Source organism: Pseudomonas sp. P20 (genome assembly GCF_016463925.1).
Lineage (GTDB): Bacteria > Pseudomonadota > Gammaproteobacteria > Pseudomonadales > Pseudomonadaceae > Pseudomonas > Pseudomonas aeruginosa.
In genome coordinates, this window is record NZ_JAEMVM010000028.1 from 58154 (window position 1) to 84768 (window position 26615).

Here is a 26615-nt window from a genome sequence, read left to right on the forward strand (position 1 = left end):
GGCTGCTTAGCGGAAGGGAAAGCCGCGTTCATATTCCTCGCGGCTGATCTCCCGGCCGAAGCGCAACGCGTCGTTGAACAGCCGGTTGTGATACGCCACCGGCTCCGGGCATTCCGCTGTGCCGTAGAAGCGCACGTAGATCAGCGCGGTGCGGTGGTCCCAGCGGTAGGTGACCGCCTCGAAATCGTAGTCGAGGTAGATGTCCCGACTGGCGAAGGCTTCGCCCTTGTGCATGCCCATCGCCGCTACAGCGCGCTGCCGCGGTCGTTGCCGGGTGCGACCAGCAGCAGATGGTCCATTTGCCGGCGTCGGCAGCGTTCGACGAACTCCAGCGCCGAACCCATGTCGCGGAGGTAGCGGGCGAAGTCGTCGGCATCGATCCGGTAGTACTCCTCGTAGTCCACCAGGCGGTTGCCCACCGGGAAGGACAGGTAGTGCTGGCCGGAGTCGGTCTCGATACCGATGCTGAAGACGTGCTCGCGGCTGACCAGGTAGGTTTGCAGATTCATCGGTTGCTTCTCGCTGGTTCGTTCGGCTGGCGTCAGCGTCCGTGCCTCACGGGGTGTCGGGAACGAAATCCGGCCCGTCGAGTTTGTCGCGTACCGTCGTGGATGTGCGCAAGAGCGGACCCCACAGGCCGTTGCTGCTGTTCCAGGTAGCGCCCGCCCAGCGGGTGTCGCGGATCAGTTCGTCCTTGTTCGCCTCGAGCTGCCGCTTCAGCGCGACCGCGACGGCGCCGAGGTCGACCTCGAACAGATCACCGTAGGGGCCCTGCGGATTCGCGCGTTTCTTCGACAGGCAGAAGCGGTAGTACCAGATCCAGTTCTGGGCGACGTAGATCGCCCGGTTGCGATCGGGATAGGTGGCGAGGATCTTCAGCAGGGTGTCGGCGAAGCGGCGGGGAAGGTAGGGAAAACGACCGCTTTGCCAGCATGGCAACAAGCAGCGCTCGATGGCCCGGCACACGTCCTGCGGTTCCTCTTCGCCGCTATGGCTTTCGATGAAATAGGGCTGCTCGCCGACGAGGAACGCGACCAGATCGTCATTGGTGAGTGCCCGTGCCAGGAGGTTTTCGCAGACCTCAGCGGGCGTATCGCTCACGGCAGATCGACCTTCAGGCCGCGGCCAGTGCGTATGCCGACGTAATAGGCGTCCTTGAGGGCCCTGGAGAGTTCCGGGTCGGTTTCGTCGAATTCCTTCACGGCGATGCTGCCGAGGGTCAACCGGTGCAGTGCGGAACGATCCAGGCTGCGGTCGAGCAGGACGGACCTGATGTACTGCAATTGCTTTTCCGCGGACAGCAGGACCTCGTATCCCGGATAGCGGGCCAGCCGGTCGACGACCAGCGCCAGAGCGCGGTCGATGTATTCGATGGGTGTCATGATCCCTCCCGGGGAAGCAGACCGAAGGAGCCTTTCTCGTTGGAGAACAGTTGTTGCGCGCCGCCTTTGGCGGGATATGACTGTCCCTTTACCGACCAGAAGTCATCGGTCGGCGCAGCGGTGCTGCGCAGGACCTCGACCTTCTGGGTCGTCCTGTAGGAGTTGAGGACCTTGGGTTCGATGGTGTTCGCCGCCCGGTTGGTGCCCATGGGGTTGATTCCCAGCTCTGTGGGCTGCACGCGCGGGCTGAGTGTATACCAGTTGCCCTGCGGCGCTCCGGGGGACTGGTACTGCCACAGGTTCTTGCCGGGCGCGAGGGTTTCCACACGGACCGGATGGTTGAAGTCCAGGCCGTTCATGTACGACTCGGCATCGGCAGGATCGATGTCCTTCGACTTGAAGAACTTGGCGGCGGTTTCACGATTCCCGCGGTAGTTGATGTCGTGGTCGAGGTTGCCGGAACGACCGAACTTGTTGTTCAGGTAGGCGCGTCGTTGCGCGGTTTCGGAGGTCACCGCTGCCGGACGACGACCGGCGAGTTTCGGCCCGAAGCCCAGCAATGCCATCCCCGCCACGCCCTGGAACAGGTCGCGGTAGCCGGGACCGAGGCGGTCGCCGAGGTCGCCGAGCAGGGCCATGCCGCCCATCATCAGGCCGCCGATGGCGACCACTCCAACCAGCGCCGCGACCCCGGCCATCGCCGCCAGCAGCAGGCCGCCGGCAAGGGCCGCCAGGCCCAGCGCCTCGAGGCCGGTGTGCAGCCATTCCTCCAGGTCGAGGACGAAGGCCACCCGCTCGGTGGGGCCGCCGATGAAGGTGTCCTGGCTGCCGGTCTTGATGTGCGCGCCGCAGACCATCTTGCTCTGCAGGCGCGCCGCCGGCTTGCCGTTGATGTACACGGTGGCGCTGCCTTCGGCGATCAGCACCGGGAACGGCCACAGCGGATGGTTCAGCGGCAGGCCGCTGCAGGTGGCGGAGACGTCGTCGCCGGCGCGCATCGCGTTGCGACTGTTCACGTAGACGTTGAAGCTGCCGCGTATGAGCACCCCGGTGGTCGGCTCGGGTAGCTCGAAGATGGTGGTCAGGCCCTTGACGATCTGGAACATCGACAGCCCGCCGGCGGCGATCGAGCCGGCCAGGATCACCGCGGCCAGGCCGCCGGTGGCGGCGGTGGCGGCGACCACGGCGGCGCCGATCAGGGCTCCGGCCACGGCTCCGGCGACCATCGCGGCGACACCGAAACCGTGGGCTATCTCATCGCCCAGTCGGGCGGCGGCTTGCGCATCCATGCGTCGGTACTCGGGTCAGCTAGGGGTCGGGCGCGGGACCAGGGTCTGCATCGCCTGCTTCCAGGCCGGCTCGTGGTGCGGCAGGTCAGCCGGGGTGGTGGTCAGGGTGGTGATCAGCACCGCCGGGCGGCGCTCGATGAATACCTGGCGCAGCATCAGGTCGCGGCCCTCGCGCTGCCACTGGTAGTCGAGGAGCACGGCGGCGTGGCCCTGGATGTTGAGGTCCCAGCGCTTGTGCAGCTTGAAGCCGGGCAATTGCTTCTCGGCGTTTTCCAATTGGCGGGCGACATAGTCGGCGAACGGCGCGTCGCCCTGGCTGGGGTCGCGGCTGATGACGAAACTGGCTTCGCGGGCGGGGCCGCTGGCGGGGAGCTTGAAGATGTTGATGCTCTGGTCCTGCCAGGCATCGGGAATCTCGAGATCGGCTTCGTGGAGGCGATAGAGCGTCACTGTGTTAACCCCTTCCCTAGGATTCTGAGTGAGTCATTGCTGGACAAAAGCTTTACGGAATGTTGCTCGCGAATCAAGGCTTTCCTGGCCCGAAGCGGCCTTTCGTGATGGCCTTCTGCCTGTTCACCGTCGGTCGGGGCGCTCGTCGGAATCTGTGTCACGCATCTCCCCTTCCTACCGCATCCGCGCCTATGCTGCTTGGGTGGTGCCGCTCCAACGGCGCCAGTGATGGACGTGGATCAAGGATGATTTCATGGCACTTGCGCAACAGACCCGCCTGGTCCGGGTCGACAGTCCGCTCGGCGCGGAGGTCCTGCAATTGCAGCGAATGGAGGGTCGCGAAGAGCTCGGCCGGCCGTTCGCCTACGAGCTGGAACTGATCTCGGAAAACCCCGACCTGCCACTCGACGGGCTGCTGGGCAAGCCGGCCAGCCTGGCGCTGGAACTGCACGACGGCAGCCGGCGGCATTTCCACGGCATCGTCGCCGCTTGCAGCCAGGGATCCGGCAACGGCCAGTTCGCCAGCTACCAGGTCACCCTGCGCCCCTGGCTGTGGCTGCTGACGCGCACCTCCGACTGCCGCATCTTCCAGAACCAGAAGGTCCCGGACATCATCAAGCAGGTGTTCCGCGACCTCGGCTTCTCCGACTTCGAGGACGCCCTGAGCCGCTCCTACCGCGAGTGGGAATACTGCGTGCAGTACCGCGAGACCAGTTTCGACTTCGTCAGCCGGCTGATGGAGCAGGAAGGCATCTACTACTGGTTCCGCCACGAGCGGAATCGGCACATCCTGGTTCTATCCGACGCCTATGGCGCGCACCAGAGCCCGCCGAACTACGCCAGCGTGCCCTACTACCCGCCGACCCTGGAACAGCGCGAGCGCGACCATTTCTACGACTGGCACATGGCGCGCGAGGTGCAGTCCGGCTCACTGAGCCTCAACGACTACGACTTCCAGCGTCCCGGCGCGCGCCTGGAGGTGCGTTCGAACATCGCCCGCTCGCACGCGGCGGCCGACTACCCGCTGTACGACTACCCTGGCGAATACGTACAGAGCCAGGACGGCGAGCAGTACGCGCGGACCCGTATCGAAGCCTTGCAGGCGCGCTACGAACGGGTGCGCCTGCGCGGCCGCGCCCGCGGCCTGGGTTCGGGCCACCTGTTCAAGCTCAGCGGCTACCCGCGCGAGGACCAGAACCGCGAGTACCTGGTGGTCGGCGCCGATTACCGGGTGGTCCAGGAACTCTACGAGACCGGCGGCGGCGGGGTGGGCGCGCAGTTCGAAAGCGAGCTGGACTGCATCGATGCCGGCCAGGCCTACCGCCCCTTGCCGACCACTCCGCTGCCGATCGTCCGTGGCCCGCAGACTGCGGTGGTGGTCGGGCCCAAGGGCGAGGAGATCTGGACCGACCAGTACGGCCGGGTCAAGGTGCATTTCCACTGGGACCGCCACGACCAGTCCAACGAGAACAGCTCCTGCTGGATGCGCGTCTCCCAGGCCTGGGCGGGGAAGAACTGGGGCTCGATCCAGATCCCGCGGATCGGCCAGGAAGTGATCGTCAGCTTCCTCGAAGGCGACCCGGACCGGCCGATCATCACCGGGCGGGTCTACAACGCCGAGCAGACGGTGCCCTACGAGCTGCCGGCGAACGCTACCCAGAGCGGCACCAAGAGCCGTTCGAGCAAGGGCGGCACGCCGGCCAACTTCAACGAGATCCGCATGGAGGACAAGAAGGGCGCCGAGCAGTTGTTCATCCATGCCGAGAAGAACCAGGACATCGAGGTCGAGAACGACGAGACCCACTGGGTCGGCCACGACCGGACCAAGACCATCGACCACGACGAGACCGTGCACGTGAAGCACGATCGCACCGAGACCGTGGACAACAACGAGACCATAACCATCGGCGTCGACCGCACCGAGAAGGTCGGCAACAACGAGAAGATCAGTATCGGCGCGAACCGCACCGAGGACGTCGGCAGCAACGAGACCATCAGCATCGGCGTCGACCGCACTGAGAAGGTCGGCAGCAACGAGAAGATCAGCATCGGTGCCAATCGCACCGAGGACGTCGGCAACGACGAGACCATCAGCATCGGCGCGAACCGTAGCGAGTCGGTGGGCAACAACGAGACGATCAGCATCGGCGCCGACCGCAGCGAGTCGGTGGGCGCCAACGAGACCATCGACATAGGCGGCAACCAGAGCACCAGCATCGGCAAGAACGAGTCGCGCAGCGTCGGCCAGGGCCGCGATACCTCGGTGGGCAAGGACGATAGCCTGGACGTGGGCAAGAGCTTCACGCTCAACGCCGGCGACTCGATCACCCTGGTCACCGGTGCCGCCAGCATCCGCATGAAGAAGGACGGCAGCATCGTCATCAGCGGCAAGAACATCACCATCGACGGATCCGGGGCGATCAACGTCAAGGCCGACAAGAACGTGGTGGTGAAGGGACGCAAGATCCTCCAGAACTGAAGCGGCGCAGAGCCAGGGAGTCAGCGCATGAGTGTCGAGATCCATCTACCCGGGGCCACGACGGCCCTTCCCGCGCGCCTGGACGGCGTGGTCATCGGCGTCCTCCTCGACGTGCCGGACGCCGCCGCTCCGGTGGTCGCCTATCCCGGTTGCCCGAGCGAGCACGGCCTGGCGGCGGCCACCACCACCCAGCTCAGTCGCGCCGACATCGGCGCCCAGGTAGCGCTGATGTTCGTCGCCGGCGATCCGCGCCAGCCGCTGCTGATCGGCCGCATCCAGCGCCTGCCGCAGGAAGCGCTGGCGCAACTGGACGGCGAGCGCCTGGAGTTCAGTGCCGAACGCGAGATCGTCCTGCGTTGTGGCAAGGCCAGCATCACCCTGACCCGCGCCGGCAAGGTGATCATCCGTGGCGCCTATCTTTCCAGCCGCTCCACCGGGGTCAACCGGATCAAGGGCGGTTCGGTGCAGATCAACTGAGCGCGGCGGGCCCGACATGGAACTGTTGAACGCCACCCCGCTGGCCGCCGCCTACAACCAGGGGCTCGACGCCGAAGGCCGGGAGTCGCTGGTGGTGATCGCCAAGGGCAGTTTCGACCTGCCGCTGGACGGTCGCGAGGCGCGCCTGCTGGACGAGCAGCAGACGCTGCTGATGGTCGATGAATTCTATGGCGAGCCGGGGTTTTCCGCGCCGCGCCGGGAGTGCGAGTTCGTTCCCTTCAAGCCGTTCTGCGATGTGCTGGTGCTGGGCAGCGCCCAGGCGCCCGGCGGGCGGCCGGTACAGCAGTTGACCGCGGGCATCCGCGTCGGCCGGGTGAGCAAGGCGCTGGCGGTGCATGGGCCGCGCCAGTGGGAACCGGGATTGCTCGGTGCCGGCGCGGGCGTCGCGCAGCCGTTCCAGAGCCAGGACATTTCCTACGCCAGTGCCTTCGGCGGCAGCCATGCCTCGCCGGACAACCCCGGTTTCATGGATTGCTACATGGCCAATCCGGCCGGATGTGGCTGGTTTCCGCGCAGCGCCGACACCGCCGAGATCGTCGGCACGCCGATGCCGGCCACGGAAAAGCTCGGCGAGCCGGTGGACAGCCCCCACGGCCGCTTCACGCCGATGGCGCTCGGCCCGCTCGGCCGCCACTGGCAGGCCCGGGTCGGCTTCGCCGGCCGCTACGACGACGCCTGGTTGGCCGAGCGCTTCCCGTTCCTGCCCGCCGACTTCGACGAGCGCTACTTCCAGTCCGCGCCGGCCGACCAGTGGACCGACCATCTGCGCGGCGGCGAGGAGGTCCTGCTGCTCAACCTCACCGGCGAGGAGCGCGCGGCCTTCCGCGTGCCGCGCAGGGAGGTCCCGGTGACCTTCTTCCTGAAAAAGGGTGGCCACGAAACCGCGCAGGCACGGATCGATACCCTGCTGGTGGACTGCGACGCCCGTCGCGTGGAAGTCACCTGGCGCATTCGCCGGCCGTTGAAGCGCAACCTGTTCGAGATCGCCCAGGTGCTGGTCGGCAGCAAGTCCGCCGCCTGGTGGCGCGCCCGCGAGCTGGGCAAGGACTACTACCCCTCGCTTGCCGCGTTGGCACGCAGCCGCCAGGCCGAGGAGGACGAGGCATGAGCCAGGCCCTGAGCATCGTCGCCTCCGGCATGGTCAGCGCGGTCGGTCTCAGCGCGCCGGCCAGCTGCGCGGCGATCCGCTGCGCCCTGGACAACTTCCAGGAGACGCGTTTCATCGACCAGGGCGGCGAATGGTTGGTCGGCGCTCCGGTGATGCTGCCCGAGCCGTCCTCCGGCTACGCGCAATTGGTGGGGATGGCTGCCATGGCCATCGCCGAATGTGTGGCCGGGTTGCCCGCCGAGGACATTCGCGAAATGCCGTTGCTGCTTGGCGTTGCCGAAGTCGACCGGCCCGGACGACTGGCGGGGTTGGAGCAGCCTTTGCTACAGGCCATCGAAGAGCGCCTGGGTTACCGCTTCCATGAACGTTCCTGCGTCATCCCGCGCGGTCGGGTGAGCGCCGCGGTGGCGCTCCTCAACGCGCGCAAGCTCATCGAACAGGGGTGTTCGAAGGTGCTGATCGCCGGAGTCGATTCCTACCTGACCGCGGCGACGCTGGCGGCCTACCAGGAACGCGACCGGCTGCTGGGCAGCCACTGCCAGGATGGCTTCATCCCCGGCGAAGGCGCGGCGGCGGTACTGGTGACGGCCGCGTGCGCCAGCGAGGAACCGCAATTGCTGTGCCTGGGGCTGGGGTTCGGGGTGGAGAAGGCTACCGTCGAAAGCGAGGGCCTGCCGCTGCGGGCGGACGGCCTCACCCAGGCGGTGAAAGCGGCGTTCGCGGACTGCGGGTTCGGTTACGAACTTGTCGACTATCGCCTGGCAGACCTCCCCGGCGAGCAGTATTACTTCAAGGAGGCCGCGCTGGCCTTGAGTCGAACCCTGCGGGTGCGCAAGGAGCGTGTCGAACTCTGGAGCCCTGCGGATTGCATCGGCGAGTGCGGAGCGATGACAGGCCCCGCGCTGCTGTGCATCGCCCTTGCCGCCTCACGCAAGGGGTATGCACACGGCCCGCAGGTACTCTGTCATTCGGGCAACGATGCTGGCGAACGGGCCGCGGTGGTGCTTGGCTACCAGCGAGTGAGGGCGAACTAGATGGCCAACGAGGTCTATGCCAACGGCCGCGAGCTCTCCTGCAAGTCGGCCTCGGGGAAATCGATAGCGTCGTTCCCCGACGTCTGCTTCACGCCGCCTCAGGCACCACCGACGCCGTTGGGCGTGCCGGTCCCCTACCCTAATACCGGCATGTCGAAGGACACCACCCGAGGTAGCCGGACCGTAAGGATCACCCGCAAGGAAGTGATGCTCAAGAACAAGAGCCACTTCAAGAAGAGCTACGGCGACGAGGCTGGGCGTGCGCCGAAGAAAGGCATCATCACCAGTACCAATACCGGCAAGGTCTATTTCACTTCATGGTCGATGGACGTGAAGATCGAAGGCCTGAACGTCGTCCGCCATCTCGACCTGACCACCCACAACCACAACCCCTCTCCCGGCAATACCGCGACCTGGCCGCACACCTCGAAGATGAAGGCGGCCTTCAAGCCGGGCGGCAAGTGTGCCGGCATGGAGCACCTGCGCCTGCAGCCCTACAGCAAGGCGTGCCCTAGCACCGCGGGCGGGGGCGCACAGACCGGCCACCACCTGATTCCTGGTCGCTGTATGCGCGGCAAGGCCGGCTACAGCCACTCCAAGGCCCCGGTGATCTGTGTGTCGCGCGGCAACCAGCACCAGGGCTCGCACAAGCGTTGTCACGCGAAGTTCGATCCGGTCGAACTGGACCACTTCGACAAAGGCAAGCCGTTCAAGTACGAAACCGCGCGCAACACCGCGGCTGCTTCGGCAGGGGGAGCGTTGAGCCCGCCGCGCGAGCTGACGAAAAAAGAAAAGGAGTGCGTCGCCTTCCAGCTCGACCAGTACTACAAGGCCAAGCCCAAGAAGGGGCCGGGCTGCACCACCGCCACGAACCTCCGCGCCTCGGGCGCGGCGGGAAAAGTCATACCACCCGCGCGTTCCGCGCCGGCACCTGCGGGACGTCCATAGGAACTGAACCATGGCAAAGAGCGAGACCGCCCTCTATTTCACCAACGTCATTGCGATCGGGCCTCAAGAGGCGCTGCTCGCCGGGCACCTCTACCTGGAGGGCGCGGAACCCAGCGTGACCCGGGTGATGATGATCGACCAGGACGACTGGTTCCACGTCTACGATATCCCCGAAGTCGTCTACAGCGCCCTGCAGAGGAGTCCGCGGCGCGGGCAGCAGAAAGGTGACTACTGCTTCCTGGGACGCGCCGGCCTGTTGCGTGAACACCCGTCCGGGCAGTCCAGCACGGATGCCACGCTGGACATCGACAACGTCTACCTGATGGATCTCTGCGAGGTGGACGGTGAGCTCTATGCCTGCGGCACCCAGAACCAGGTGCTGCGGCAGAACAAGGGCGTTTGGCAGCGTATCGACCAGGGGCTTTATGTCCCCCTGGGGGACGAGGTTACCGCTTGCCTGAACGGTATAGACGGGTTTTCGCGCGACGATGTGTATGCCGTCGGCGATGCCGGCGCCATCTGGCATTGGGACGGCAAGGGCTGGCAGGCATCGGCGGCGCCCACCAACCTGCCGCTCTACTGCGTGCACTGCGCCGCCGATGGCACTGTCTACATAGGCGGTTCCGGCGGCATCCTGCTACGCGGCAGCGCACAGGTCGGCTGGACCGATATCGGCGACCGCGACCTGTGCTCGGAGGTACTGGAGAATATGGTGGAGTTCGCCGGCAAGCTCTATGTGACCGCGACCGACCAGTTGCTCGAGTACGACGGTACGCGCCTGAGTGAGACCAAGGTGCCAGTGCAGGGTAAGAAGGCTTACTACGCCATCGATGCCAAACCCGAGGTGATGTGGGTGGTGGGCGATGAATGCGTGCTCAGCTACGACGGCGGCACCTGGCAGCGTCATGTCTGCCCGGAGAACTGATCGACGATGAATGTCGCCGCTGTCATCGACCAGCACGTCGAGGAGGCCGGCTTTCTGGCGGGGCTGCGCGACCATGCCGTGCGTGCTCCCCACTACGACCTGGCGCACCTGCTGGATCTCGACAATCGGATTGAGGCGCATCTGGATGCGTTGCAGATAGGTGGACTGAGGAGCCTGGACCTGGTGCTGAAGGCGCTGGACACAAACGCCGAGGGAGAGGTTTTCGTCGCTGCGATACTGGTGTTTCGTGGCACGAACGGTACAGCCCTGGCCCAGTTGTGCGAGCACCTACGGCGTTTTCCCGAGGGCGCGCGATTCTTCGCCGCAGCCCTCGGCTGGCTCGACTGGGGCCAGGCGCGGCCCTGGGTGGAGCGCCTGCTGGCCTCGCCCGAGCCGCTGTTCCGCGCCATTGGCCTGGCCGCCTGCGGCATGCACCGGCATGACCCGGGGCCGGCGCTGCTGTCCGCCCTTGGCCACGCCGACCCGGCGGTGCTGGCGCGCGCCGCGCGCACCGCCGGCGAGCTGCGTCGGCGCGACCTGATGGCGAATATTCGCGCCTATCGCGCCCACGATGACCCGAGCCTGCGCTTCTGGGCCAACTGGGCCACCGCGCAGATGGGCGACGAGGAGGCGTTGGGGCCATTGCGTGCGTTCGCCGGGCAGCCCGGCCCGTTCCAGCTGCCGGCGACCATGGTGCTGCTCGCCTGGCAGCCGCGCGACACCAGCATGGCCTGGATTCGCCAACTGATGCAGGCGGCGGACACGCGGCGGATCGGCATCCAGGCCACCGGCCTGTTCGGCGATCCGGTGGCGGTGCCCTGGCTGATCCAGCAGATGCGCGACGAGAGTCTGGCGCGGGTCGCCGGCGAGGCCTTCAGCCTGATCACCGGCGCCGACCTGGCGCTGCTCGACCTGGAGCTGGAGGCCTTGCCCGACTACGACCCTGGCCCCAACGACGATCCCGACGACGACAACGTCGCCCTCGACGACGACGAGAACCTTAGCTGGCCGGAGGCGGAGCGAGTCTCCGCCTGGTGGCGTGACCACGGCGCGCGTTTCGTCGCCGGGCGCGCCTACCTGCTCGGCGAACCGCTGGGCGAGGCGCGCTGCCGCCAGGTCCTGCGCGACGGCCAGCAACGCCAGCGGATGGCTGCGGCGTGCCTGCTGGCGCGCTTCGTGCCGAACCTGCCGCTGTTCCCCACCGGTGCGCCGGTGCGCCGCCAACTGGACCTGTTCTGATAGCTGGCTGGCACCGGGCGGTCAGGTCATGGCCGCTGGCGCGGTGCGCCGGGTTTTCCCATTCGACGAATTTCCCTGCACGTAGCCAACCGGTTGACTGAAACCTTTCACCACTTATGCGGGGCGAATGGAAATGCCACTCGTTTGCCATGATAGCCTGTCGACATCCTCTGGAAATATCGTGAAAAAAGCTGACAACGTGCGAGATAGAGGGATTTTTTAATTTATGGTTAAGCTTCGGGCATTAGCGTTGAGCACCAGAAGTGACCGATCGGTCACGTAGGTCGCTCTGCGTTTGTTGTGCCTTTTTCCTATGGGGAAAGCGTCGGCAGACGTGGGAAAATTCAATCGATCCACTCATCGAGGTTCCGAACCATGCCAGACCGTATGCGGGGCGTTAAGTCCGATTCTCCAGAGCAGGAAAGCGCTGACGATGCATTGAAAAGGATTGTCGATGGATTCCAGCATTTCCGCCGGGAGGTCTTTCCCGAGCAGCAGGCGCTGTTTAAGAAGCTCGCCAATAGCCAGCGGCCGCGGGCGATGTTCATCACCTGCGCGGATTCGCGCATCGTTCCCGAGCTGATCACCCAGAGTTCCCCCGGCGACCTGTTCGTCACCCGCAACGTCGGCAACGTGGTGCCGCCCTACGGGCAGATGAACGGTGGCGTCTCCACCGCCATCGAATACGCTGTGCTGGCGCTGGGCGTGCACCACATCATCGTCTGCGGCCACTCCGACTGCGGGGCGATGCGCGCCGTGCTCGACCCGCAGACCCTGGAACGCATGCCGACGGTCAAGGCCTGGCTGCGGCACGCCGAGGTGGCACGCACGGTGGTGGCGGACAACTGCGACTGCGGCGCCAGCCACGACACCCTCGGGGTGCTCACCGAAGAGAACGTGGTGGCCCAGCTCGATCACCTGCGCACCCACCCCTCGGTGGCCTCGCGCCTGGCCAGCGGGCAACTGTTCATCCACGGCTGGGTGTACGACATCGAGAGTGCGCAGATCCGCGCCTACGACGCCAAGCAGGGTCGCTTCCTGCCCCTCGACGGCGAGCATCCGGTGCCGATGGCCACGCCCGCGCCGCGCTACCTGAACTCGTGATAGCGGCGGCCGTGCGGGCCGCCGGATAACAACAGCGTTTTCGCGTCACCTTTCGCCGTTCCTGCCATGGACGACCTCTGGGAAGCCCCGTTCCGGGGCTGAACGGGTCGCTATTACAAGAAAAAACACACTGCGCACACACAACCGGCGCCGGGCCTGGTCCTGGCGTCGCTCCCTCGTCGTGGAAAAAATTCGCAGGAGAACTGTGCCATGCATGTTTCAAAGGTGTTTCCGTCCCTCCGGGACACGTTGCCGCGGGACCTGATGGCCTCCGTGGTGGTGTTCCTCGTCGCCCTGCCGCTGTGCATGGGCATCGCCATCGCCTCCGGGATGCCGCCGGCCAAGGGCCTGCTCACCGGCATCGTCGGTGGCCTGGTGGTCGGCTTCCTGGCCGGCTCGCCGCTACAGGTCAGCGGCCCGGCGGCCGGCCTCGCGGTGCTGGTCTTCGAACTGGTGCGTACCTACGGGGTGGCCATGCTCGGGCCGATCCTGCTGCTCGCCGGCGCCATCCAGCTGCTCGCCGGGCGGCTGCGCCTGGGCTGCTGGTTCCGGGTCACCTCGCCGGCGGTGGTATACGGGATGCTCGCCGGCATCGGCATCCTCATCGTCCTTTCGCAATTGCACGTGATGCTCGACCTGGCGCCCAAGGCGTCCGGCCTCGACAACCTGCTGGCATTCCCCCAGGCGGCGTTCGCCGCGCTCGGTTCGCTGGGCATGGACAGCGGCCTCGACGCGGCGCTGCTCGGGCTGGGCACCATCGCGGTGATGTGGGGCTGGGACAAGCTGCGTCCGCAACGCCTGCGCTTCCTACCCGGCGCGCTGCTCGGCGTGAGCCTGGCGACCCTGGCCAGCCTCTGGCTGGCGCTGGACGTGCGGCGGGTCGAGGTACCGGCCAACCTCGGCGAGGCCATCGACTGGCTACGCCCGGCCGACCTGCTGGCCCTGGCCGATCCCTCCCTGCTGCTGGCGGCGGTGGTGGTGGCCTTCATCGCCAGTGCGGAGACCCTGCTCTCGGCGGCGGCGGTGGATCGCCTGCACGACGGCCCGCGCTCGGACATGGATCGCGAGTTGTCCGCCCAGGGGGTCGGCAACATGCTCTGCGGCATGCTCGGCGCGCTGCCGATGACCGGGGTGATCGTACGCAGCTCGGCCAACGTCAATGCCGGTGCGCGAACCCGCGCCTCGGCGATCTTCCACGGCCTCTGGTTGCTCGCCTTCGTCCTCCTGCTCGGCAGCCTGCTGCGGCAGATTCCGGTGGCGAGCCTGGCCGGGGTGCTGGTCTATACCGGGGTCAAGCTGGTCGATTTCAAGGCCCTCGGCAACCTCTCTCGCTACGGCCGGATGCCGATGCTGGTGTACGCGGCCACCGCCCTGGCGATCGTCTTCACCGACCTGCTGACCGGCGTGCTGGTGGGCTTCGCCCTGACCCTGCTGAAGCTGGTGCTGAAGGCGGCGCGGCTGAAGATCGCCCTGCGCTACACCGGCGAGCATGAAGCCGAGCTGCGCCTGAGCGGCGCCGCGACTTTCCTCAAGGTGCCGGCGCTGTCGCGGGTGCTCGACGAGGTCAAGCCGGGGACCACCCTGCACGTACCGATGGATAACCTCAGCTATGTCGACCATGCCTGCATGGAGCTGCTCGAGGATTGGGGGCGGATGGCACCGGTGCAGGGCTCGCGCCTGGTGATCGAACCGCGCGCCTTGAAGCGTCGCCTGGAAGGGCGCCTGCGCGGCAGCGTCGGGTTGGGCGGCGCGCGCAATGGCGGGGCGGTCAGCCCAAGCTGAGTTCCACCCCGAGCTGCTTCGACAGGCACGGCCACTGCTGCCAGGCGGCGACCACCCGCGGGTTCTTCAGGTTCTCGCGGTAGGCGCGGGCCGAGTCGGCGTCGAAGGTGGTGGCGTCGAGCATGTTCTCCACCGCATGGTGGACGGCTTCGTCCAGCCGGTTGGCGAAGGGCTCGCCGATCAACTGGTGGGCCACCAGGTTGGCTACGGTGGTGTCCAGTGGGATCAGTGCCTGGCCGAAGTGGGCGATGTAGCGGTCGTTCACTTCTTCCACCAGGCGGTGCGCCAGGTAGGCTTCGTCGAGCAGGGCGTCGAGGCCGTCATGGCCGGCGAGCAACGCCGGCGGGGTGAGGAAGAACTGCTCGGCGACCTTCAGCACCGGCTTGATCCGTTCCTCGATGCCGGCTTCGCGGGCCACGCTGTTGGCGGCGTCGAGCAGGTCCGGTACCTGTTCGACGTAGGCGTGGACGAAGCGGGTGAGTATGTCTTCCGTGTTCTCGCCTTGCGGCTGGATGGTGCGATGCAGGCGGGGCAGGCGGCTGGCTATCAGATCAGCCAGGTGACCGTGGCGGGCTTCGCTGAGGTGCGCCTGCTGGATGAGTTCACGGAGGGCAGCGGTGTTCATGGGGTCTCCCATACAACGGGGATGGTGAAGAAGAGGAGAAACATAGCCGGCGGCGCGCGCCGGCTAAGACGCGATTGTCATAATCGCTTCGTGGTTATGCGAGGATGATATATCAGGCGGCCACCATTCGCCTGCAAAGCCACGCCGCTCGCGGCTTTTAGAGAAGAATCGGCACTTTCCAGCGACGTTTTTACGCTGCGTTGTTATGTCGCAGCCGCTGTCTATACTCCCACTCGAATGCTGAACCTGATGAACCCGGCCTGCCTTGCTGTGTGCCGAGGTGCGACGGTCAAAGTTCGTTGTCTTGGCGGTCCACCCCTTGGCCGTTGGCGTCTGCCGGCGGGATAAAAACAACGATAAGGGGAACCCGAATGCTGCGACATCCACGAGTCTGGATGGGCTTCCTTTTGCTCTCGGCGATCAGCCAGGCGAATGCCGCCTGGACGGTCAACATGGCCCCGGGCGCTACCGAGGTGAGCCGGTCCGTCTTCGACCTGCACATGACCATCTTCTGGATCTGCGTGGTGATCGGCGTGCTGGTCTTCGGCGCGATGTTCTGGTCGATGATCGTCCACCGCCGCTCCACCGGCCAGCAGCCGGCGCACTTCCACGAGAGCACCACGGTGGAAATCCTCTGGACGGTGGTGCCGTTCGTGATCCTGGTGGTGATGGCGGTGCCCGCCACCCGCACCCTGATCCACATCTACGACACTTCCGAGCCGGAGCTGGACGTGCAGGTCACCGGCTACCAGTGGAAGTGGCAGTACAAGTACCTGGGCCAGGACGTCGAGTACTTCAGCAACCTGGCCACCCCGCAGGACCAGATCCACAACCGGCAGGCGAAGGACGAGCATTACCTGCTGGAGGTGGACGAGCCGCTGGTGCTGCCGGTGGGCACCAAGGTGCGCTTCCTGATCACCTCCAGCGACGTGATCCATTCCTGGTGGGTGCCGGCCTTCGCGGTCAAGCGCGACGCCATCCCCGGCTTCGTCAACGAGGCCTGGACCAAGGTCGACGAGCCCGGCATCTATCGCGGCCAGTGCGCCGAGCTGTGCGGCAAGGACCACGGCTTCATGCCGATCGTGGTCGACGTCAAGCCCAAGGCCGAGTTCGACCAGTGGCTGGCCAAGCGCAAGGAAGAGGCGGCGAAGGTCAAGGAACTGACCAGCAAGGAGTGGACCAAGGAAGAGTTGGTTGCGCGCGGCGACAAGGTCTACCACACCATCTGCGCCGCCTGCCACCAGGCCGAAGGCCAGGGCATGCCGCCGATGTTCCCGGCGCTGAAGGGTTCGAAGATCGTCACCGGGCCCAAGGAGCACCACCTGGAAGTGGTCTTCAACGGCGTGCCCGGCACCGCCATGGCGGCCTTCGGCAAGCAGCTCAACGAGGTCGACCTGGCCGCGGTGATCACCTACGAGCGCAACGCCTGGGGCAACGACGATGGCGACATGGTCACCCCGAAAGACGTCGTCGCCTACAAGCAGAAACAACAATAGGAGACCGCCATGAGTGCTGTGATCGATACGCCCGACCACCATGCCGGCGACCACCACCACGGACCGGCCAAGGGCCTGATGCGCTGGGTGCTGACGACCAACCACAAGGACATCGGCACCCTCTACCTGTGGTTCAGCTTCATGATGTTCCTGCTCGGCGGCTCGATGGCCATGGTGATCCGCGCCGAGCTGTTCCAGCCCGGCCTGCAGATCGTCGAGCCGGCGTTCTTCAACCAGATGACCACCATGCACGGCCTGATCATGGTCTTCGGCGCGGTGATGCCGGCCTTCGTCGGCCTGGCCAACTGGATGATCCCGCTGATGATCGGCGCGCCGGACATGGCCCTGCCGCGGATGAACAACTTCAGCTTCTGGCTGCTGCCGGCGGCCTTCGGCCTGCTGGTCAGCACCCTGTTCATGCCCGGCGGCGGCCCCAACTTCGGCTGGACCTTCTATGCGCCGCTGTCGACCACCTTCGCCCCGCACAGCGTGACCTTCTTCATCTTCGCCATCCACCTGGCCGGGATCAGCTCGATCATGGGCGCGATCAACGTGATCGCCACCATCCTCAACCTGCGCGCCCCGGGCATGACCCTGATGAAGATGCCGCTGTTCGTCTGGACCTGGCTGATCACCGCGTTCCTGCTGATCGCGGTGATGCCTGTGCTGGCCGGCGTGGTGACCATGATGCTGATGGACATCCACTTCGGCACCAGCTTCTTCAGCGCCGCCGGCGGCGGCGACCCGGTGCTGTTCCAGCACGTGTTCTGGTTCTTCGGCCACCCCGAGGTGTACATCATGATCCTGCCCGCCTTCGGTGCGGTCAGTGCGATCATCCCGACCTTCGCGCGCAAGCCGCTGTTCGGCTACACCTCGATGGTCTACGCCACCGCCAGCATCGCTTTCCTCTCCTTCGTGGTCTGGGCGCACCACATGTTCGTGGTCGGCATCCCGGTCACCGGCGAGCTGTTCTTCATGTACGCCACCATGCTGATCGCGGTGCCCACCGGGGTGAAGGTGTTCAACTGGGTGACCACCATGTGGGAGGGTTCGCTGACCTTCGAGACGCCGATGCTGTTCGCCGTGGCCTTCGTCATCCTGTTCACCATCGGCGGCTTCTCCGGACTGATGCTGGCGATCGCCCCGGCGGACTTCCAGTACCACGACACCTACTTCGTGGTCGCCCACTTCCACTACGTGCTGGTGCCCGGCGCGATCTTCGGCATCTTCGCCTCGGCTTACTACTGGCTGCCGAAGTGGACCGGCCACATGTACGACGAGACCCTCGGCAAGCTGCACTTCTGGATGAGCTTCATCGGCATGAACCTGGCGTTCTTCCCGATGCACTTCGTCGGCCTCGCCGGCATGCCGCGACGGATCCCCGACTACAACCTGCAGTTCGCCGACTTCAACATGGTTTCGTCGATCGGCGCCTTCATGTTCGGCACCACCCAGCTGCTGTTCCTGTTCATCGTCATCAAGTGCATCCGCGGCGGCAAGCCGGCCCCTGCCAAGCCCTGGGACGGCGCCGAGGGCCTGGAGTGGAGCATCCCCTCGCCGGCGCCCTACCACACCTTCAGCACCCCGCCCGAGGTCAAGTGAGGAGCGCGTCATGAGCGATGCCAAGGTCGATACCCGCCGCCTGGTCGGCCGCCTGCTGCTGGTGACCGTGCTGATGTTCGCCTTCGGCTTCGCCCTGGTGCCGCTCTATGACGTGATGTGCCGCGCCCTGGGGATCAACGGCAAGACCGCCGGCAGCGCCTACAGCGGCGAACAGCAGGTGGATGTCGGGCGCGAGGTGAAGGTGCAGTTCATGACCTCGAACAATATCGACATGGTCTGGGAGTTCCGCTCCGCCGGCGACCAGTTGGTGGTGCATCCCGGCGCGGTGAACCAGATGGTGTTCTACGCGCGCAACCCGAGCGACAAGCCGATGACTGCGCAGGCCATCCCGAGCATCGCCCCGGCCGAGGCCGCCGCCTACTTCCACAAGACCGAATGCTTCTGTTTCACCCAGCAGGTGCTGCAACCCGGCGAGAGCATCGAGATGCCGGTGCGCTTCATCGTCGACCGCGATCTGCCCAAGGATGTGCGGCACGTGACGCTGGCCTACACCCTCTTCGATATCACTGCGCGGAAGCCGCCCGTACCGGTTGCGGGACGATAAGGAGAACAACATGGCAAGCCACGAACACTATTACGTCCCCGCCCAGAGCAAGTGGCCGATCATCGCCAGCGTCGGCCTGCTGGTGACGGTGTTCGGCCTGGGTACCTGGTTCAACGACCTCACCGCCGGCCACAAGGAATCCCATGGCCCGTGGATCTTCTTCGTCGGCGGGCTGATCATCGCCTACATGCTGTTCGGCTGGTTCGGCAACGTCATCCGCGAGAGCCGCGCCGGACTCTACAGCGCACAGATGGACCGCTCGTTCCGCTGGGGCATGAGCTGGTTCATCTTCTCCGAGGTGATGTTCTTCGCCGCCTTCTTCGGCGCGCTGTTCTACGTCCGCCACTTCGCCGGTCCCTGGCTCGGCGGCGAGGGTGCCAAGGGCGTGGCGCACATGCTCTGGCCGAACTTCCAGTACAGCTGGCCGCTGCTGCAGACCCCGGACCCGAAGCTGTTCCCGCCGCCGAGCGCGGTGATCGAGCCGTGGAAGCTGCCGCTGATCAACACCATCCTGCTGGTCACCTCCAGCTTCACCGTGACCTTCGCCCACCACGCCCTGAAGAAGAACAAGCGCGGCCCGCTCAAGGCCTGGCTGGCGCTGACCGTGCTGCTGGGGATCGCCTTCCTGATCCTGCAGGCCGAGGAGTACGTGCACGCCTACAACGAGCTGGGCCTGACCCTCGGCGCCGGCATCTACGGCTCGACCTTCTTCATGCTCACCGGCTTCCACGGCGCCCACGTGACCCTCGGCGCGCTGATCCTCGGCATCATGCTGATCCGCATCCTGCGCGGTCACTTCGATGCCGAGCACCACTTCGGCTTCGAGGCCGCTAGTTGGTACTGGCACTTCGTCGACGTGGTCTGGATCGGCCTGTTCATCTTCGTCTACGTGATCTGACCGCCACCGGGGGAATCAGAAATGCCAGGGCGCGTGGCTGTTCAGCTCGCCGCTGTAGAAGCCCCAGGCGACCAGCGCCAGGGTCGCCGCGGCGAGCACCACGCGGACGGTCAGCGAATTGACCACGCGGGAACCATGGCCCTGGTCCTTGACCAGGAAGAACAGGCCGCTGAACAGGCTCACCAGGGTAGCCAGCAGTAGCAGGACGATCGCCACTTTCAACATGGTGGGACTCCGGCGATGGGGGGATTCATGCAGTATAGCCAGCGCCTCGGGGAGGCCGGACGCAATGACAGACGCAGCATGCGTGGCGCGTTCCGCCCCGGCCTGCTGCCGACCCTGGTGGTCCTCGGCCTGCTGCCGGTACTGCTCTGGCTGGGCACCTGGCAGTTGCAGCGGGCCGACGAGAAGCGCGCCCTGCTGGCCAGCTACGAGGCCCGGCGCGGCGCCGAGCCGGTGTCGCCCGGGCAGCTAGAGGGACTGCGCGACCCGGCGTACGTCCGCGTGCGCCTGCACGGCCGCTTCGACCAGCGGCATACGCTGCTGCTGGATAACCGGCTGCGCAACGGACAGGCCGGGGTCGAGGTGCTGCAACCCTTCTACGATCAGGCCAGCGGCCTTTGGCTGGTGGTCAACCGCGGCTGGGTCGCATGGACTGACCGACGCTCGCCGCCGACGCTGGAAACCCCCGACCGCGTCCTCCTGCTCGACGCCTGGACCTACCTGCCGCCACCCGGCGGCCTGCACCTGGCCGACGCGCCGGCCGGCGGCTGGCCGCGCCTGGTGACCCAGCTCGACATCCCGGCGCTGTGGCAGGCCTTCGGTCGCGCCGGGCTGCCCTGGGAAATCCGCCTGGAGCCGGGCGACGCCAGCTTCGACACCGATTGGCCCCTGGTCTCGATGCCGCCGGAGCGGCACACCGGCTACGCCGTGCAGTGGTTCGCCCTGGCGACGGCCCTGCTCGCCCTCTACCTCTACCTCGGTGTGCGCCGCGCACGGGAGAAAAACCATGAGTCTCGCGATTCCGATGCCTGAACGTCCGCGCCGCGCCCGTGGCCGCCTGCAACTGCTGGCGATCATCGGCCTGGTGGTGGGGCCGATGCTGCTCGCCAGCGCCATGTACAAATGGAATTTCTGGGTTCCGCAGGGGCGCAGCTACAGCGGCGCGCTGATCGGCAATGGCCAGAGCCCCGCCGACCTCGGCGTGCAGGGACGCAGCCAGGGCGAGCAGTGGCAACTGCTGGTGACCGCGCCGGGTACTTGCGGCGAGGACTGCCAGCAACTGGTCTACCTGGCCCGCCAGGTCAACATCGCCCTCGGCCGCGAAGCCTCGCGCGCCGGCCACGCCCTGGCCGCCAGTGGCGAGCTGCCGGCGGACTTCGCCAACCTGGTGAGGCAGGACTACCCGCGCCTGCAGCGCTACGGCCTGGACCCTGTCCTGTACGACAAGGCCGGCGGCGGCGAGCGGCCGCTGCTGTGGGTGGTCGACCCGCACGGCAACCTGGTGCTGCGCTACGACGCCAAGGCCAACGGCAAGAAGCTGCTGAAGGACGTGCAACTGCTGCTCAAGCTCTCGCATATCGGTTGATCGGCGTGGCCGGCGCGGTTCCCGGCCCGATGAGGACAGAACGACAAGAAAAAGGGGCCCGCGAATGACAGGCGCAACCCGCAAACCCGGTTTCACCGTCGCCGTGCTGGCGACCCTGCTGGCCGCCGTGGTGGTCCTGCTCGGCGCCTATACCCGGCTGACCCACGCCGGCCTCGGCTGTCCGGACTGGCCAGGCTGCTACGGCTTCGTCCACGTGCCGCTGAGCGAGGCGCAACTGGCCCACGCCGAACTGCACTTCCCCGACGCCCCGGTGGAGGCACAGAAGGGCTGGAACGAGATGATCCACCGCTATTTCGCCGGCGCCCTCGGCCTGCTCATCCTTGGCCTGGCGTTGCATGCGCTGGTCCGCCGCGGGCGCGACGGCCAACCGCTGAAGCTGCCGCTGCTGCTGCTCGCGGTGGTGATCGCGCAGGCCGCCTTCGGCATGTGGACGGTGACCCTCAAGCTCTGGCCGCAGGTGGTCACCGCCCATCTGCTCGGCGGCTTCACCACCCTGGCGCTGCTCTTTCTCCTCGCCCTGCGCCTCTCCGGACGCTTCGCGGCGCGGCGCTACCCGGCGGCGACCCGCGGACTGGCGGGGCTGGCCCTGCTCCTGGTGATCGGCCAGATCGCCCTCGGCGGCTGGGTCAGCAGCAACTATGCGGCGGTGGCCTGCATCGACCTGCCCACCTGCCATGGCGAGTGGTGGCCGCGGATGGACTTCGCCAACGGCTTCCACCTGACCCAGCACATCGGCCCCAACTACCTCGGCGGCCAGCTCGACAGCGACGCGCGCACGGCGATCCACATGACCCACCGGATCGGCGCGCTGTGCGTGACCCTGGTCCTCCTGCTGCTCGCCTGGCGCCTGCAGCGCAGCGGCCTGGTCTGGCCGACCGCGCTGATGCTGCTCGGCCTGTCGCTGCAGATCGGCCTGGGCATCAGCAACGTGCTGCTGCACCTGCCGCTGCCGGTGGCGGTGGCGCACAACGGCGGTGGCGCCCTGCTGCTGCTCAGCCTGGTGCTGGTCAACTATCGCCTGCGCGCGCCGGCCAGCGTCCGCGCGCCGGCACCGTCGCCGCAGCGCGTGCGCCGCACGCTGCCGCCGGTGCAAGGTTCGCGGCTGAAGGCCGCCTGACAGACAGAAGGATGGAGGTAAGGATATGGCCACCGTCATCGATCGCCACAGCCAGCCGACCTGGCGCGACTTCCTCGAACTGACCAAGCCCAAGGTCGTGGTGCTGATGCTGATCACCTCGCTGATCGGCATGCTGCTCGCCACCAAGGCGCCGCTGGATGGCTTCGTGCCCTGGCAGGTGCTGATCTTCGGCAACCTCGGCATCGGCCTTTGTGCCGGCGCGGCGGCGGCGGTCAACCATGTGGTGGACCGGCGCATCGACTCGATCATGGCGCGGACCCACAAGCGGCCGCTGGCCGAGGGCCGGGTGTCGCCGAGCATGGCGCTGGGCTTCGCGCTGCTCCTGGCGCTGGCCGGGATGGCCGTGCTGCTGGCCTTCACCAACCCGCTGACGGCCTGGCTGACCCTCGCCTCGCTGCTCGGCTACGCGGCGCTCTACACCGGCTTCCTGAAGCGCGCCACGCCGCAGAACATCGTCATCGGCGGGCTCGCCGGGGCGGCGCCGCCGCTGCTCGGCTGGGTCGCCATCACCGGCCACCTGAGCGCCGAGCCGCTGTTGCTGGTACTGATCATCTTCGCCTGGACCCCACCGCACTTCTGGGCGCTCTGCATCCACCGCAAGGACGAATACGCCAAGGCCGACATCCCGATGCTGCCGGTGACCCACGGCGAGCGCTACACCAAGCTGCACATCCTGCTCTATACCCTGGTGCTGTTCGCGGTGAGCCTGATGCCGTTCGTCATCCACATGAGTGGGCTGGTCTACCTGCTCTGCGCCCTGGCCCTGGGCGCGCGCTTCCTCGACTGGGCCTGGGCGCTCTACTGTGACAGCCGGCCACATGCGGCGATAAAGACCTTCAAGTACTCTATCGTCTACCTGTTCCTGCTGTTCATGGCGCTGCTGGTGGACCACTATCTGCCGCTGAAGCTGCTTCTCTGATCCCACTCTAGAGCCTTGCCCACCCATGACTCGAGTCAACAAGACCGTCCTCGTCCTCGTCGCCCTGGTCGCCCTGGTCCTCGGCCTCACCGTGCACAAGGTGCTCACCGCCCAGCGCCAGGCCGATCCCACCGTGCTGCTCGACGCCGGCATCGTGATCCTGCCGCAGACGCGCAAGGTGCCGGCGCTGGAGTTCACCAACCAGGACGGCCAGGCGGTCAGCACTGCCAGTCTCAAGGGTCGCTGGCACCTGCTGTTCTTCGGCTACACCTTCTGCCCCGATGTCTGCCCGACCACCCTCGCCCAGCTCCGCGAATTGCAGGGCAAGCTGCCGCAGGAGGTGCGCGACGACCTGCAGGTGGTATTCGTCAGCGTCGATCCGAACCGCGACACGCCGCAGCAGATCAAGCAATACCTGGGCTACTTCAACGCCGGCTTCCAGGGGCTCACCGGCACTCCGGAGAACATCCAGAAGCTGGCCAACGCCATGAGCATCCCCTACATCCCCGCCGACACCAGCAAGCCCAACTACACCGTCGACCACAGCGGCAACCTGGTGATCATCGGCCCGGACGGCGAGCAGCACGGCTTCATCCGCGCGCCGCTGAACAACGCCAAGCTGGAAGCCCAACTGCCCGGCGTGCTCAAGCCGCAGGCCTGATTCCCTTCCCTCCCCCCACCGTCCGCGGCGCTCCGGGCCTCAGGCCCGGCGCATGCCGATGTGCGGGATGTCGTCTTCCAGGTAGACCTCGGTGACCGCGACGAAGCCATAGCGGCCGTAGTAGGCCTGCAGGTGGGCCTGGGCCGAGAGGTACACCGGGGTATCCAGCCAGAGGCGCTCCGCCGCCTGCAGCGCGCGTTCCATCAACTGGTGACCAAGCCCCTGGCCGCGCGCGGCCGAGGAACTGACCACCCGGCCGATCACCACCTGGCCCTCGTGGCGAACCGGGTCCAGCAGGCGCAGGTAGGCGAGCAACTGGCCGTCGCGCCAGGCCATCAGGTGATGGGTATCGCCGACCAGGTCGAGGCCGTCGACTTCCTGGTAGGGGCATTTCTGTTCCACCACGAAGACCTCGGTGCGCAATTGCAGCAGCGCGTAGAGTTCCTTCAGGGTGAGGTCGGCGTGGTGCTTGCAGGTCCAGTCGAGCGACATGGTCGGGATTCCGGGACAGGAGACAGGAACGCGGTTATGCCATGGGCGGCGGGCCGCTGGAAAGGCGTGGCCGGTCGGTTTCGTTTCAGAACCCACGCGACTATCCTTTGCCGAACGGCTGGAGGTGTCTCATGCGTTGGGAAGAACTGAGCGAACAACCCTGTTCGCTGGCGCGGGTGCTGGCGATCCTCGGCGATCGCTGGACCCTGCTGGTATTGCGCGACTGCTTTCTCGGCGTGCGCCGTTTCGACGACTTCGAGCGCAGCCTCGGCGTGACCCGTCACGTCCTCGCCGACCGCCTCAAGCGCCTTGTCGAAGCGGAGATACTGGCCAAGGTGCCCTACCAGGAAAGGCCGCTGCGCGAGGAATACCGGCTTACCGAGAAAGGGATGGAACTGTACCCGGCCATCCTTTCCCTGGTGAACTGGGGCGACCGCCACCTCGCCGGCGTCGAGGGGCCGCCACTCGAGCATGTGCACAAGCATTGCGGCCAGCACATGCATGGCGTGCTGGTCTGTTCCGAATGCGGCGAGCCGCTGCACGCGCGGGACGTGACGGTACGCGAGGGGCTGTTCTGGAAGGGGCGCCTGCTGCGGCGCGGCTGAGCGTTCCAGGCCTGGCCGCCGACGCGAATCGGCGGATAAACGCCGATGGCGTTACGGCAGGAAGGACGCTGTCGTACCAGGCTCCGCCGACCGGTCCCCTCTCTTCAGGGAGAGGACGTGCCGGGCAGGCCGGGACAGGCAGAGTAATTGGTGCGCGGATATCACTCGAGCCCTTGCCAGTTGACAAGTTCCTTTTAAGAACTAACTATCGTCTCTATTGGGTTCTAAAAAAGAACTAACAAGAGAGGCCTCTGCAATGACCCAGCGCAAAGCGGTTCTGGTAATGGGCGCCGGCGACGCCACCGGTGGCGCCATCGCCCGGCGGTTCGCCCGCGAGGGCTACGTGGCGTGCGTCGCCCGGCGCAACGCGGAGAAGCTGGAGCCGCTGGTGCAGGCCATCCGCGACCAAGGCGGCGAGGCCCTGGCCTGCGGCTGCGACGCACGCCAGGAGCAGCAGGTGATCGACCTCTTCGCCCGCATCGAGGGTGAGGTCGGTGCGCTGGAGGCGGTGATCTTCAACGTCGGCGCCAACGTCTGGTTCCCGATCACCGAAACCACCGAACGGGTCTATCGCAAGGTCTGGGAGATGGCCGCCTTCGGCGGCTTCCTCACCGGCCGCGAGGCGGCGCGGGTGATGCTGCCGCGGCAGCGCGGAACGATCATCTTCACTGGCGCCACCGCCTCGTTGCGCGGCCGCGCGCATTTCGCCGCGTTCTCCGGCGCCAAGTTCGCCCTGCGTGCCCTGGCCCAGAGCATGGCGCGCGAGCTGGGGCCGAAGGGCATCCACGTCGCCCACCCGATCATCGACGGCGCCATCGACACCGACTTCATCCGCGAAACCCTGCCCGAGCTGTACAAGCGCAAAGAGCAGGACGGCATCCTCGATCCCGAGCACATCGCCGAGACCTACTGGCAGATCCACTGCCAGCCGCGCGACTGCTGGGTGCACGAACTGGACCTGCGCCCCTGGATGGAAACCTTCTGATCCCCGCCACGGAAAGAGCCACGCATGAGCAAGCAAATCGAGTTCTTCTTCGACTTCGGCAGTCCCACCACCTACCTCGCCTGGACCCAACTGCCGCGCATCGCCGCCGCCCATGGCGCGAGCATCGCCTGGCGGCCGATGCTGCTGGGCGGCGTGTTCAAGGCCACCGGCAACCATTCGCCGATCGAGGTGCCGGCCAAGGGGCGCTACACCCTCCACGACCTGGCGCGCTATGCGAAACGCTACGGCGTGCCGCTGGCCTTCAACCCGGCCTTCCCGATCAACACCCTGACGCTGATGCGCGGCGCCCAGGGCTATCTCGGCGGCGAAGGGTTCCAGCCCTACCTGAAAGCGGTGTTCGAAGCGTTGTGGGTACGACAGCAGAACCTCGGCAAGCCCGAGGTGGTCGCCCAGGTGCTGGCGGAGGCTGGGTTCGATCCGGATGAGTTCCTCCGCCTGGTTGGCGACGAGCAGGTCAAGGAGGGGCTCAAGGCGACCACCGAAGAGGCGGTGCGGCGCGGCGTTTTCGGCGCGCCCAGCTTCTTCGTCGGCGACCAGTTGTTCTTCGGCCAGGATCGCCTCGATTTCGTCGCCGAGGCCCTCGCCGGCTGACCTCCCCTTCCCCGCGGCGAGCCGCTCTGGCCCGCCGCCTTGCGCCATCCGAGCGCCCTCCTCCCGGCTGCGGCCCGCGCGTGCCGTCGTTCCTGGCCATTCGTCGCGCCCGCCGATAGCGGCTTGTCAGGCTGACTTCTTTGCGTATAGGCTGAACTGGTCAGACCGGT

At 66.5% G+C, this 26615-nt stretch carries 30 protein-coding genes; 21 read left to right on the forward strand and 9 right to left on the reverse strand.

Annotation, left to right across the window (positions count from 1 at the left end; all coding sequences use genetic code 11):
- Positions 1–6 precede the first annotated feature (6 nt).
- From JHD77_RS26095 to eagT6, 6 genes are read right to left on the reverse strand one after another with little or no spacing between them, the layout of a single operon-like run.
- Entirely contained in the window at positions 7–234 is a 228-nt protein-coding gene (locus JHD77_RS26095; protein WP_269326411.1) for a hypothetical protein, read from the reverse strand.
- A gap of 11 nt (positions 235–245) precedes the next feature.
- On the reverse strand, positions 246–509 hold the full coding sequence (locus JHD77_RS26100) for a hypothetical protein (protein WP_003123786.1): 264 nt from the start codon (positions 507–509) through the stop codon (positions 246–248).
- Positions 510–555: 46 nt separating this feature from the next.
- Positions 556–1101, reverse strand: a complete 546-nt coding sequence (locus tag JHD77_RS26105; protein WP_009314908.1) for a hypothetical protein — start codon at positions 1099–1101, stop codon at positions 556–558.
- Entirely contained in the window at positions 1098–1382 is a 285-nt protein-coding gene (locus tag JHD77_RS26110) for an immunity protein Tsi6 family protein (RefSeq protein WP_003104961.1), read from the reverse strand. Before JHD77_RS26110 ends, JHD77_RS26105 begins: the two co-directional genes overlap by 4 nt.
- On the reverse strand, positions 1379–2671 hold the full coding sequence (gene tse6, locus JHD77_RS26115) for an NAD(P)+ glycohydrolase Tse6 (protein ID WP_019396397.1): 1293 nt from the start codon (positions 2669–2671) through the stop codon (positions 1379–1381). Before tse6 ends, JHD77_RS26110 begins: the two co-directional genes overlap by 4 nt.
- A gap of 15 nt (positions 2672–2686) precedes the next feature.
- Positions 2687–3121, reverse strand: a complete 435-nt coding sequence (gene eagT6, locus JHD77_RS26120) for a type VI secretion system effector EagT6 (protein ID WP_031755577.1) — start codon at positions 3119–3121, stop codon at positions 2687–2689.
- A gap of 253 nt (positions 3122–3374) precedes the next feature.
- On the opposite strand from eagT6, the gene vgrG1b reads away from it, so the two are divergent.
- From vgrG1b to JHD77_RS26165, 9 genes are all read left to right on the forward strand, one after another.
- Positions 3375–5600, forward strand: a complete 2226-nt coding sequence (gene vgrG1b / locus JHD77_RS26125; protein WP_009314913.1) for a type VI secretion system spike protein VgrG1b — start codon at positions 3375–3377, stop codon at positions 5598–5600.
- A gap of 27 nt (positions 5601–5627) precedes the next feature.
- Positions 5628–6077 carry a DUF6484 domain-containing protein gene (locus JHD77_RS26130; RefSeq protein WP_003101196.1) on the forward strand — a complete coding sequence of 150 codons (450 nt, stop codon included), beginning with the start codon at positions 5628–5630 and terminating at the stop codon, positions 6075–6077.
- 16 nt (positions 6078–6093) lie between these two features.
- Entirely contained in the window at positions 6094–7206 is a 1113-nt protein-coding gene (locus JHD77_RS26135; RefSeq protein WP_003161053.1) for a DUF2169 family type VI secretion system accessory protein, read from the forward strand.
- Positions 7203–8240: a 3-oxoacyl-ACP synthase gene (locus tag JHD77_RS26140; RefSeq protein WP_003110648.1), complete on the forward strand. Its 1038-nt coding sequence runs from the start codon at positions 7203–7205 to the stop codon at positions 8238–8240. The genes JHD77_RS26135 and JHD77_RS26140 overlap by 4 nt, the downstream gene beginning before the upstream one ends.
- A complete protein-coding gene (locus JHD77_RS26145) occupies positions 8241–9188 on the forward strand; it encodes a DUF4150 domain-containing protein (protein ID WP_003123791.1) in 948 nt (315 codons plus the stop codon).
- Between the two features lie 10 nt (positions 9189–9198).
- Entirely contained in the window at positions 9199–10113 is a 915-nt protein-coding gene (locus JHD77_RS26150) for a WD40/YVTN/BNR-like repeat-containing protein (RefSeq protein ID WP_003110650.1), read from the forward strand.
- Between the two features lie 6 nt (positions 10114–10119).
- Positions 10120–11352 (forward strand): TIGR02270 family protein, encoded by a 1233-nt coding sequence (locus tag JHD77_RS26155; protein WP_004351987.1) that lies wholly within the window; start codon positions 10120–10122, stop codon positions 11350–11352.
- 375 nt (positions 11353–11727) lie between these two features.
- Entirely contained in the window at positions 11728–12456 is a 729-nt protein-coding gene (locus JHD77_RS26160) for a carbonic anhydrase (RefSeq protein ID WP_003083701.1), read from the forward strand.
- 210 nt (positions 12457–12666) lie between these two features.
- A complete protein-coding gene (locus tag JHD77_RS26165; RefSeq protein WP_031756519.1) occupies positions 12667–14238 on the forward strand; it encodes a SulP family inorganic anion transporter in 1572 nt (523 codons plus the stop codon).
- Here the strand turns inward: JHD77_RS26165 and JHD77_RS26170 are convergent.
- Positions 14225–14863 carry a hypothetical protein gene (locus tag JHD77_RS26170; protein ID WP_003083705.1) on the reverse strand — a complete coding sequence of 213 codons (639 nt, stop codon included), beginning with the start codon at positions 14861–14863 and terminating at the stop codon, positions 14225–14227. The two genes, JHD77_RS26165 and JHD77_RS26170, sit on opposite strands and share 14 nt — an antisense overlap.
- A gap of 371 nt (positions 14864–15234) precedes the next feature.
- Here JHD77_RS26170 and coxB point away from each other — a divergent pair, with 371 nt between their 5' ends.
- Genes coxB through JHD77_RS26190 form a run of 4 tightly spaced genes read left to right on the forward strand, consistent with a single transcriptional unit; the run spans position 15235 to position 19424 of the window.
- Entirely contained in the window at positions 15235–16359 is a 1125-nt protein-coding gene (gene coxB, locus JHD77_RS26175; RefSeq protein ID WP_003101203.1) for a cytochrome c oxidase subunit II, read from the forward strand.
- Between the two features lie 9 nt (positions 16360–16368).
- Complete coding sequence (gene ctaD, locus JHD77_RS26180) at positions 16369–17961, forward strand: cytochrome c oxidase subunit I (RefSeq protein WP_003083723.1); 1593 nt, start codon at positions 16369–16371, stop codon at positions 17959–17961.
- 10 nt (positions 17962–17971) lie between these two features.
- Positions 17972–18526 carry a cytochrome c oxidase assembly protein gene (locus JHD77_RS26185; protein WP_003083725.1) on the forward strand — a complete coding sequence of 185 codons (555 nt, stop codon included), beginning with the start codon at positions 17972–17974 and terminating at the stop codon, positions 18524–18526.
- Positions 18527–18536: 10 nt separating this feature from the next.
- On the forward strand, positions 18537–19424 hold the full coding sequence (locus JHD77_RS26190) for a cytochrome c oxidase subunit 3 (protein ID WP_003101204.1): 888 nt from the start codon (positions 18537–18539) through the stop codon (positions 19422–19424).
- Positions 19425–19439: 15 nt separating this feature from the next.
- Here JHD77_RS26190 and JHD77_RS26195 read toward each other — a convergent pair whose 3' ends face one another.
- Entirely contained in the window at positions 19440–19649 is a 210-nt protein-coding gene (locus JHD77_RS26195; RefSeq protein WP_003110653.1) for a twin transmembrane helix small protein, read from the reverse strand.
- A 15-nt stretch (positions 19650–19664) separates the two neighbouring features.
- On the opposite strand from JHD77_RS26195, the gene JHD77_RS26200 reads away from it, so the two are divergent.
- From JHD77_RS26200 to senC, 5 genes are all read left to right on the forward strand, one after another.
- Positions 19665–20459, forward strand: a complete 795-nt coding sequence (locus JHD77_RS26200) for an SURF1 family protein (protein WP_023089578.1) — start codon at positions 19665–19667, stop codon at positions 20457–20459.
- On the forward strand, positions 20434–21012 hold the full coding sequence (locus JHD77_RS26205; RefSeq protein ID WP_019725680.1) for a hypothetical protein: 579 nt from the start codon (positions 20434–20436) through the stop codon (positions 21010–21012). The genes JHD77_RS26200 and JHD77_RS26205 overlap by 26 nt, the downstream gene beginning before the upstream one ends.
- 64 nt (positions 21013–21076) lie before the next feature.
- Positions 21077–22150 (forward strand): COX15/CtaA family protein, encoded by a 1074-nt coding sequence (locus JHD77_RS26210; RefSeq protein WP_031756518.1) that lies wholly within the window; start codon positions 21077–21079, stop codon positions 22148–22150.
- 25 nt (positions 22151–22175) lie between these two features.
- Positions 22176–23090: a heme o synthase gene (gene cyoE, locus JHD77_RS26215; RefSeq protein ID WP_003083746.1), complete on the forward strand. Its 915-nt coding sequence runs from the start codon at positions 22176–22178 to the stop codon at positions 23088–23090.
- Between the two features lie 25 nt (positions 23091–23115).
- Positions 23116–23751 (forward strand): cytochrome c oxidase copper chaperone SenC, encoded by a 636-nt coding sequence (gene senC, locus JHD77_RS26220; RefSeq protein WP_003083748.1) that lies wholly within the window; start codon positions 23116–23118, stop codon positions 23749–23751.
- Between the two features lie 39 nt (positions 23752–23790).
- Here the strand turns inward: senC and JHD77_RS26225 are convergent, their stop codons facing one another.
- Positions 23791–24243: a GNAT family N-acetyltransferase gene (locus JHD77_RS26225; protein WP_003083750.1), complete on the reverse strand. Its 453-nt coding sequence runs from the start codon at positions 24241–24243 to the stop codon at positions 23791–23793.
- 131 nt (positions 24244–24374) lie between these two features.
- Between JHD77_RS26225 and JHD77_RS26230 the strand changes: the two genes are divergently transcribed.
- The 3 genes from JHD77_RS26230 to JHD77_RS26240 all read left to right on the forward strand — a co-directional run bounded on the left by JHD77_RS26230 (position 24375) and on the right by JHD77_RS26240 (position 26445).
- On the forward strand, positions 24375–24848 hold the full coding sequence (locus JHD77_RS26230) for a winged helix-turn-helix transcriptional regulator (RefSeq protein WP_003083753.1): 474 nt from the start codon (positions 24375–24377) through the stop codon (positions 24846–24848).
- Between the two features lie 256 nt (positions 24849–25104).
- Complete coding sequence (locus JHD77_RS26235; RefSeq protein WP_003083755.1) at positions 25105–25833, forward strand: SDR family oxidoreductase; 729 nt, start codon at positions 25105–25107, stop codon at positions 25831–25833.
- A 24-nt stretch (positions 25834–25857) separates the two neighbouring features.
- A complete protein-coding gene (locus tag JHD77_RS26240) occupies positions 25858–26445 on the forward strand; it encodes a 2-hydroxychromene-2-carboxylate isomerase (RefSeq protein WP_003119512.1) in 588 nt (195 codons plus the stop codon).
- Positions 26446–26615 lie beyond the last annotated feature (170 nt).

Coding starts and splice junctions, on each gene's coding strand:
- JHD77_RS26095 (WP_269326411.1), bottom strand. CDS start 234: ATGCACAAGGGCGAAGCCTTCGCCAGTCGGGACATCTACCTCGACTAC.
- JHD77_RS26100 (WP_003123786.1), bottom strand. CDS start 509: ATGAATCTGCAAACCTACCTGGTCAGCCGCGAGCACGTCTTCAGCATC.
- JHD77_RS26110 (WP_003104961.1), bottom strand. CDS start 1,382: ATGACACCCATCGAATACATCGACCGCGCTCTGGCGCTGGTCGTCGAC.
- tse6 (WP_019396397.1), bottom strand. CDS start 2,671: ATGGATGCGCAAGCCGCCGCCCGACTGGGCGATGAGATAGCCCACGGT.
- vgrG1b (WP_009314913.1), top strand. CDS start 3,375: ATGGCACTTGCGCAACAGACCCGCCTGGTCCGGGTCGACAGTCCGCTC.
- JHD77_RS26130 (WP_003101196.1), top strand. CDS start 5,628: ATGAGTGTCGAGATCCATCTACCCGGGGCCACGACGGCCCTTCCCGCG.
- JHD77_RS26135 (WP_003161053.1), top strand. CDS start 6,094: ATGGAACTGTTGAACGCCACCCCGCTGGCCGCCGCCTACAACCAGGGG.
- JHD77_RS26140 (WP_003110648.1), top strand. CDS start 7,203: ATGAGCCAGGCCCTGAGCATCGTCGCCTCCGGCATGGTCAGCGCGGTC.
- JHD77_RS26145 (WP_003123791.1), top strand. CDS start 8,241: ATGGCCAACGAGGTCTATGCCAACGGCCGCGAGCTCTCCTGCAAGTCG.
- JHD77_RS26150 (WP_003110650.1), top strand. CDS start 9,199: ATGGCAAAGAGCGAGACCGCCCTCTATTTCACCAACGTCATTGCGATC.
- JHD77_RS26155 (WP_004351987.1), top strand. CDS start 10,120: ATGAATGTCGCCGCTGTCATCGACCAGCACGTCGAGGAGGCCGGCTTT.
- JHD77_RS26160 (WP_003083701.1), top strand. CDS start 11,728: ATGCCAGACCGTATGCGGGGCGTTAAGTCCGATTCTCCAGAGCAGGAA.
- JHD77_RS26165 (WP_031756519.1), top strand. CDS start 12,667: ATGCATGTTTCAAAGGTGTTTCCGTCCCTCCGGGACACGTTGCCGCGG.
- JHD77_RS26170 (WP_003083705.1), bottom strand. CDS start 14,863: ATGAACACCGCTGCCCTCCGTGAACTCATCCAGCAGGCGCACCTCAGC.
- coxB (WP_003101203.1), top strand. CDS start 15,235: ATGCTGCGACATCCACGAGTCTGGATGGGCTTCCTTTTGCTCTCGGCG.
- ctaD (WP_003083723.1), top strand. CDS start 16,369: ATGAGTGCTGTGATCGATACGCCCGACCACCATGCCGGCGACCACCAC.
- JHD77_RS26185 (WP_003083725.1), top strand. CDS start 17,972: ATGAGCGATGCCAAGGTCGATACCCGCCGCCTGGTCGGCCGCCTGCTG.
- JHD77_RS26190 (WP_003101204.1), top strand. CDS start 18,537: ATGGCAAGCCACGAACACTATTACGTCCCCGCCCAGAGCAAGTGGCCG.
- JHD77_RS26195 (WP_003110653.1), bottom strand. CDS start 19,649: ATGTTGAAAGTGGCGATCGTCCTGCTACTGCTGGCTACCCTGGTGAGC.
- JHD77_RS26200 (WP_023089578.1), top strand. CDS start 19,665: ATGGGGGGATTCATGCAGTATAGCCAGCGCCTCGGGGAGGCCGGACGC.
- JHD77_RS26205 (WP_019725680.1), top strand. CDS start 20,434: ATGAGTCTCGCGATTCCGATGCCTGAACGTCCGCGCCGCGCCCGTGGC.
- JHD77_RS26210 (WP_031756518.1), top strand. CDS start 21,077: ATGACAGGCGCAACCCGCAAACCCGGTTTCACCGTCGCCGTGCTGGCG.
- cyoE (WP_003083746.1), top strand. CDS start 22,176: ATGGCCACCGTCATCGATCGCCACAGCCAGCCGACCTGGCGCGACTTC.
- senC (WP_003083748.1), top strand. CDS start 23,116: ATGACTCGAGTCAACAAGACCGTCCTCGTCCTCGTCGCCCTGGTCGCC.
- JHD77_RS26225 (WP_003083750.1), bottom strand. CDS start 24,243: ATGTCGCTCGACTGGACCTGCAAGCACCACGCCGACCTCACCCTGAAG.
- JHD77_RS26230 (WP_003083753.1), top strand. CDS start 24,375: ATGCGTTGGGAAGAACTGAGCGAACAACCCTGTTCGCTGGCGCGGGTG.
- JHD77_RS26235 (WP_003083755.1), top strand. CDS start 25,105: ATGACCCAGCGCAAAGCGGTTCTGGTAATGGGCGCCGGCGACGCCACC.
- JHD77_RS26240 (WP_003119512.1), top strand. CDS start 25,858: ATGAGCAAGCAAATCGAGTTCTTCTTCGACTTCGGCAGTCCCACCACC.